A 7,020-nucleotide genomic window follows, 5' to 3' on the forward strand; every position below is an offset into this window, starting at 1 on the left:
CCGCCCGCGCACGTCCACCGCACCGATCTGGAGATCTCTCATGGAAAGCACGTCTCTGCTCGCCCCCTCGGACCGGGCCGAGGAGGTCCCGGCCCCGCTGGCGTACGAGCAGACCGTCCCCCGCAGCCTGGTGCACCGCTGGTCGCTCTCCGAGGTGTTCCTGACCGGATCGCGTGCGGTGGACGACCGGCGGTTCGAGGCCGCCGCCCAACTGCCGCTGTCCCACGGGTACTTCCGGGACCACCCGGGCCGGCTCGACCACCACGACGTGCTGCTCGTGCTGGAGGCCTGCCGGCAGTCCGTCACCGCCGCGGCCCACCTCCACCAGGGCGTCCCGGCCGCCACCACCTTCATGGTGACCGCCTGGTCCCTGGAGATCACCGACCGGGACGCGCTGGCCTGCGGCACCCGCCCGGGCGAGCTGGCCATCGCCGGTGACGTCACCGGCCGGCACGAGCGCGGCGGACGGCTGCGCCGGCTGGAGTTCGCGATGGACCTCGCCCTGGACGGCAAGCCGCTCGGGCACCTCACCATGGACGTCCGCTCGACCGCGACCGACCAGTACCACAACCTGCGCTACATGCAGCGCGGCAGCGAGGTGCCGACCGCCTTCGGCCTGCCCGCCGACCCGATCGGCGAGCCGGTCGAGCCGGCCGCGGTGCGCCGCCTCGACCCGGTGAACGCCGTCCTCGACGACGTCCGCCGCGAGGACGGCGGGTTGAGCGCGGTGCTCAGCCCGCGCACCTTCCGCAACCGCAGCATGTACGACCACCCGTACGACCACGTCCCGGCCATGGTCTTCAGCGAGGCCGCCCGCCAGTGCGCGCTGCTGCTCGCCGACGGCGCGGAGGGCGCGGGCCGGGTGCTGCGGCTGGAAGGCTCGTTCGACCGCTTCGCCGAACTGGACCAGACCGTCCGGCTCACCGCCGCGCCGGACCCGGACCGCGGCGCCACCTCCTACCTGCTGCGCGCGGTGCAGGGCGACGAGGCCGTGGCTTCCGTCTCCGTCACGCTCGCCTGACCCGCTCACACCACCACCCTTCTCGGAAGGCACACCCATGTCCCACCTGTCCATGGTCTGGTTCGACTTCGGCGGCGTCCTGTCCCCGCCGCTGGAGCGCATCTACGAGGCGTACGAGGTCAAGACCGGCATCACCCCCCGCCAGCTCAAGGCCGCGATCAAGGGCGTCGCCGACGAGATGGGCCTGCCCACGATGGCGCCCGTCGAGGTCGGCGTGATCAGCGAGCCCGAGTGGGGCCGCCGGCTGGCCCGGGTGCTGGGGGAGCAGAACCCCGGCATCGACCTGTCCCGCGCCGAGCTGGAGACCTTCGGCCGGCAGTGGTTCGACGGCATCGTGGCCAACCCGGTGATGGTCCGGGCGTACCGGTACATCCAGGAGAACGGGCTGCGCGTCGGCGTCCTGTCCAACAACGTCACCGAGTGGGGCCCGTACTGGAAGGCGATCATCGCCCCGGTCGGCGAGGTCGACGTGCTGATCGACTCCTCCGAGGTCGGCCACCGCAAGCCCGACCCGGAGATCTTCGAGATCGCCGCCAAGACCGCCGACGTGGCCCCCGCCGAGTGCCTGCTCATCGACGACGTCGAGGAGAACCTCGCCGCCGCCCGCGCCCAGGGCTGGCAGACGGTGCTCTTCCAGGAGGACGAGCAGACCCTCGCCGACCTGCGGGCCGCCACCGGCCTCGCCGGCCTGACCGACCTGCTCTGATCCCGCCCGGCCGGACACCCCGGAGGAGCCCCACCATGACCACCTCACTCGACGCGTCCGTCTCGGTCACGGACATCCCGGGCCTGGACCCGACGCCGCTGTACACGCCGGTGGCCGAGCGCTCGGCCGGCGGCCTGCCGCAGATCGCGCTGCCCAGCGGCCACAAGGCGGTCCACCTGACCCGCTACGCGGACGTGCACAAGGCGCTGACCGACCCGACCTACGGCCGGACCGAGACCAACGTCGAGGGCGGCCCGACCTTCTTCCCCACCACCCTGCCGCCCGAGATGCTGATCAACCTGGACGGCCAGGACCACTCCCGGCTGCGCCGGTTCGTCACCGCGGACTACAGCGCCAACGCGGTCGCCAAGCTGCGCCCGTACCTGGACGAGGCGATCACCCGCAGCTTCGCCGAGCTGCGCGCCCAGGAGCGGCCCGACCTGTACACCGCCGTCCTGGACCGGGTGCCGATCGAGCTGACCTGCCACTTCCTCGGCATCCCGGTGGAGGACGTGGCGTACTTCCGCCCGCACTCCCGCACCATCCAGATGGCCCTGCACGACGACGTGCCGCAGCTGGTGGAGGACTTCTTCACCGCGTACAACTACGTCGCCGACATGGTCGCCGGCAAGCGCCCGTACCTCCCGGGCGGCCTGATCGAGAAGTTCATCCAGGGCCGCGACGAGACGGAGCCGCCGCTGGAGGACAAGGAGCTCGTCGGCATCATCTTCACCGCCGTGGTGTCGGTGGACCAGAACGTGCTCTCGGTCCTGGCCAAGGCCGCCCACGTGCTGCTCAGCGCGCCGAGCCTGTGGCAGCGCGCCGTCGCCGAGCCGGAGGTCATGCCGCAGCTGGTCGAGGAGATCATCCGGCTGGTCCCGCTGGGCCGGATGTCCACCTTCCCGCGGGTCGCCCACCGCGAGGTGGTGACCTCCGAGGGAACCATCCACACCGGCGACCTCGTCTACGCGGACGCCTTCCTCGGCAACCGCGACCCCGAGGTGTACGAGAACCCGCTGGTCATCGACCCGGACCGGAAGGGCAAGCGCCACCTCCAGTTCGGCTACGGCATGCACCACTGCCTGGGCGCGGCGCTGGCCCGCCTGGAGATCGCCGAGATCCTCGGCCGCCTGGTGCGCGAGTTCCCGACCCTGGAGCTGGACGGCGACCCGGCCGACCTGGTCTGGGACGAGGGCGCGCTGCTGCGCCGGCCGACCGGGCTGCCGGTGCGCTGGTAGCCGCACGGTGCCCGCGGGAGGCCGCTCCCGCGCCGACCCACCCGGGCCCCGTCTGCTGGCAGGCGGGGCCCGGGTATGTCACCCGGCATGTTCCTTTGGACGTATCCGGGGTTGCACCTGAGGAGCAGTTCCATTGAGTCCCGCGGTTCGGGACCGATATTTTCGTCAAGCGTCGGCCGGGGGGCCGGACGAGATCCCGACCGTCGCGCGGGAACCACCGGGGGATACATGTCGGACGTCATGCGTGTCGATGTGCTGGGCACACTGGAATTCCGTTTGACCGACCGGGCCTTCGCACTGCGGGGGCCGAAACTGCGGAAGGTACTGGCCCTGCTCGCACTGCGGGCGAACGAGGACGTGAACATCGACGTGATGGCTCATGAACTGTGGGGGGAGAATCAGCCCGCCACCGCCGTCATGACCGTCCGCACCCACATCTACCACCTGCGGAAGTGGTTCGCCGCCCTCCCGGTCGCGCAGGACCGCAAGCCGCGGATCGCCAGCCAGCCGTACGGCTACCGGCTGGAGATCCCCGAGGAGTGCGTGGACGCCACGGCCTTCCGGCTGCTGTGCGCCCACGGGTCCGGGCTGCTGGGCGCCGGCCGGCTGGACGCGGCCGCCGAGATCTTCGGCCGGGCGCTGGCGCTGTGGCGCGGCCCGGTCCTCGCCGACGTGCGGCACGGCGCCGTGATCGAGCAACTCGCCGCGGAACTGGGCGGGTTGCGCGAGCGGGCGATCGAGCACCGGCTGGAGGCGGACCTCGACCGCGGGCGCCACCGCGACGTCGTCGAGGAACTGCGGGTGCTGGTCGCGGCCCAGCCGTTCAACGAGTGGCGGCACGCCCAGCTGATCCGCGCCCTGCACGCCTCCGGCCGCCGGGCCGAAGCGCTGGGGGCCTACCAGTCGCTGCGCACCCTGCTCAACCGCGAACTGGGCGTCGAGCCCTCCGGGGACGTCCAGCGGCTGCGCAGCGAGATCCTCCGGGGGGTCGCATGACCTCCGGCCAGGAAGGACGTGACACCGCATGATCGAGGAACTGCTGTCGGAGCCGGTCGTCGGCGCCGACTCGTTCGACTCCGCGCAGGACACGGCCCTGTTCCCCGAGGAGGAGACGTGGGCCGCCCCGATGGCCACCGCCCGGCGGGCCAAGTTCACCACGATCCGCGACTGCGCCCGGCAGGCGATGGTCCAGCTCGGCCTGCCGCCCGCCCCGATCCTGCGGGGTCGTTCGGGCGAGCCGGTCTGGCCGAGCGGACTCACCGGCAGCATGACCCACACCCGCGGGTACCACGCCGCGGCCGTCGCCTCCTCGCGCAACATCCTGGCGATCGGCCTCGACGCGGAGCCGAACCAGCCGCTGCGCAACCCGGAGATGCTGCCGCTGGTGTCGCTGGCCGCGGAGCGGGCGTGGGTCGAGACCCTGCTCGAACGGCGGCCGGAAGTGGCCTGGGACCGGCTGCTGTTCAGCGCGAAGGAGTCCGTCTACAAGGCGTGCTTCCCGCTGGTCGGGCCGCTGGGCTTCGACGACGCGCTGATCACGGTCGATCCCCGGGACGGCACCTTCCGGGCCCGGGTCAGGCTTCCGGGGCCGGCGGGGCAGGAGTCCCGCTCGACCCGCCTGACGGGCCGGTGGCTCGCCCGCGACGGCCTGATCGTGACCGCGGTGGTGCTCCGGCGTCCGCGTCCGCGTCGGCGGCTCCGTCCCTCGCCGGACCTGTCCCGGGTGGCGGGTTTCGGCTGATGAGGTCGAGCAGCCCGGGGAAGCGCGTCTCCAGGTCCTCCCGGCGCAGGTGCGCCTTCCGGCTGTTGCCCCGGTTGATCTGCAGCACCAGTCCGGACTCGCGAAGGATCCGGAAGTGGTGGCTGAGGGTGGACTTCGACACCCCGAGTCCGAAGGACAGGCAGGTCCGCTCGGTGCCGTCCGGCAGACCCACGAACTCCTGGATGACCCTGTAACGCAAGGGATCTGACAGTGCGTTCAGGATCGCCGCAAGCTCCATCTCGTCCCGGTCGGGGTGGCCCTCCGCGTCGACCATCTCTCTTCGCCTCCCTCTCGCTCGCCGGCCACCATCGCAGGCCAGGTTTGACTTGCATCATACCTCCGCCTCGTGCCACTCTTAGGTTCTATAAGAACCGAACCTAAGGTTCGGAGCCCTCCGGAACGGGAGCTTCCCCAACCATGGCTGCACAGACCGAATCCCCCCTCGTCGGGGAAGACGCCGGATCCCAGGCGTCAGGGCGCCAGCGGCAGACGCTGATCCTGGTCGCCGTCCTGCTGGCCGTCTTCGTCGTCCCCACGTCCATCTCCGGCACCGGTGTGGCGCTGCCGTACATCGGCTCGGACCTGGACGCGAACCTCGTACCCCTCCAGTGGGTCGTCAACGCCTTCAACGTGGCGTTCGCCTGCTTCACCCTCGCCTGGGGGTCCATCGCCGACATCATCGGCCGCGTCCGGGCCTTCGCCCTCGGCGCCACGATCTACGCGGTCGCCTCGCTGGTCAGCGTCTTCGCCGGCAACGTGATCCTGCTGGACGCCGCCCGCGCCCTGGCCGGCATCGGCGGCGCCGCGATCTTCTCCTGCGGCGCGGCGATGCTCTCCACCGTCTTCGAAGGCCCCGCCCGCGGCCGGGCGTTCGCCCTCTTCGGCACCGTCGCCGGCATCGGCGTCTCCTTCGGCCCGTCGCTGTCCGGCGCGCTGATCGAGAGCGCCGGCTGGCGCTGGGTGTTCGCGGTGCACGTGATCGTGCTCGCCCTGGTCCTGCTCGCGGTCCCGACCATGAGCCGCGCCGTCCAGGAGACCCGCACCGAGGGCGCGCGCATCGACGTCGCCGGCTCCGCCCTGTTCATCCTCTCCATGCTGCTGCTCACCACCGGCATCGCGCAGGGTTCGCAGTGGGGCTGGGCCAGCCCGGGCGTGCTCGGCCTGTTCGCCGGGACGATCGTCGTCCTCGCGATCTTCGCCGCGGTGGAGAAGCGCAAGGAGCACCCGATGCTCGACCTGAGCATCGTCACCAACCGCCGCTTCATGGCGCTCTGCCTGGTGCCGGTGGCCGGCTCCTTCGGCTTCGTCACCATGCTGACCTACCTGCCCAGCTACCTCACCGCCGCCGCCGGCTACTCCAGCGGCAAGGCCGGCGTGATCATGCTGATGCTGACCGTCCCGATGCTGATCCTGCCGCTGGTGGCCGCCAAGCTGGTCGCCAAGGGCGTCTCCGCGATGGGCATCATCTACCTGAGCCTGGTCTTCCTGGTGGTCGGCGCCGCCGGCCTCGAGCTGTACGCGCCCGACGTCAACCTCGGGCTGGTCGCCCTGCCGATGCTGATCACCGGCGCCGGCTACGCCCTCGCGGCCGGCCTCGTCGACGGCAAGGCCCTGGAGCTCGTCGCCCCGGAGCGCGCCGGCATGGCCGCCGGTTTCCTCAACACCATGCGCCTCGGCAGCGAGGCCATCGCCGTCGCCATCTACGGCTCGCTGCTCGCGACCGTCATCAGCGGCAAGACCCAGGACAGCATCGCCGACTACGCCGGTGCCGGCGACGCGACCACCGTCGCGGGGACCGTCGCCAGCGGCAACATCTCCGGCCCGGCCGGACAGGTGGCCGAGGCGCAGCGCGGCAGCTTCACCGACCTCCTGGTCAACGCCTACGACGGCGCCTTCCACACCGTCCTGTGGGTGCTCGGTGGCATCTGCCTGGTGCTGCTCGTGCTCATCGCGGCCCTGCTGAGCGGCCGCAAGGCCGAGCCGGCGAAGGCCAACTGACCCCGCGGCCGCTCCGGAGCGGCTGCGGTCCCGACCCGGTCGGGAGGCGTCCACACCCCCGGGACGCCTCCCGACCGGTCCCGGGCCCCGCCCAGCTGGGCGGGGCGCCCGTCGGATCCGTCCGACTCAATCCGCAACGTCTGGAGAACAGCCATGACTGGCACCGTGCGGGAGGCCTCGTCCTCCGCCGCTAGCGGGCCCAAGCCGATCCGCAGACTCGATCGGGTGATCATTCGTTTCGCCGGTGATTCCGGTGACGGTATGCAGCTGACCGGTGACCGGTTCACTTCGGAGA

6 protein-coding genes and 1 pseudogene are annotated in these 7,020 nt (G+C 71.7%); 6 read left to right on the forward strand and 1 reads right to left on the reverse strand.

From position 1 onward, the window contains the following. Positions 1-40: 40 nt before the first annotated feature. From ACFWP2_RS35875 to ACFWP2_RS35895, 5 genes are all read left to right on the forward strand, one after another. Positions 41-1,021 carry an AfsA-related hotdog domain-containing protein gene (locus ACFWP2_RS35875; RefSeq protein WP_380459587.1) on the forward strand — a complete coding sequence of 327 codons (981 nt, stop codon included), beginning with the start codon at positions 41-43 and terminating at the stop codon, positions 1,019-1,021. Positions 1,022-1,058: 37 nt separating this feature from the next. After that, positions 1,059-1,727: an HAD family hydrolase gene (locus tag ACFWP2_RS35880; RefSeq protein WP_380459589.1), complete on the forward strand. Its 669-nt coding sequence runs from the start codon at positions 1,059-1,061 to the stop codon at positions 1,725-1,727. 35 nt (positions 1,728-1,762) lie between these two features. Next, positions 1,763-2,965, forward strand: coding sequence for a cytochrome P450 (locus ACFWP2_RS35885; RefSeq protein WP_380459591.1), 1,203 nt, complete (start codon positions 1,763-1,765; stop codon positions 2,963-2,965). A gap of 276 nt (positions 2,966-3,241) precedes the next feature. Further along, positions 3,242-3,961, forward strand: a complete 720-nt coding sequence (locus ACFWP2_RS35890; protein WP_380459593.1) for a BTAD domain-containing putative transcriptional regulator — start codon at positions 3,242-3,244, stop codon at positions 3,959-3,961. A gap of 28 nt (positions 3,962-3,989) precedes the next feature. Beyond that, positions 3,990-4,706: a 4'-phosphopantetheinyl transferase gene (locus tag ACFWP2_RS35895; RefSeq protein WP_380459595.1), complete on the forward strand. Its 717-nt coding sequence runs from the start codon at positions 3,990-3,992 to the stop codon at positions 4,704-4,706. 94 nt (positions 4,707-4,800) lie between these two features. Here ACFWP2_RS35895 and ACFWP2_RS35900 read toward each other — a convergent pair. Next, positions 4,801-5,001, reverse strand: a pseudogene (locus ACFWP2_RS35900) (ArsR/SmtB family transcription factor); the annotation flags it as partial. A 143-nt stretch (positions 5,002-5,144) separates the two neighbouring features. Between ACFWP2_RS35900 and ACFWP2_RS35905 the strand changes: the two are divergent. Continuing rightward, a complete protein-coding gene (locus ACFWP2_RS35905; RefSeq protein ID WP_380459597.1) occupies positions 5,145-6,725 on the forward strand; it encodes an MFS transporter in 1,581 nt (526 codons plus the stop codon). Positions 6,726-7,020 lie beyond the last annotated feature (295 nt).

Origin of the sequence: Kitasatospora sp. NPDC058444 (assembly GCF_042721415.1) — a bacterium.
In the GTDB taxonomy this organism is placed as follows: domain Bacteria; phylum Actinomycetota; class Actinomycetes; order Streptomycetales; family Streptomycetaceae; genus Kitasatospora.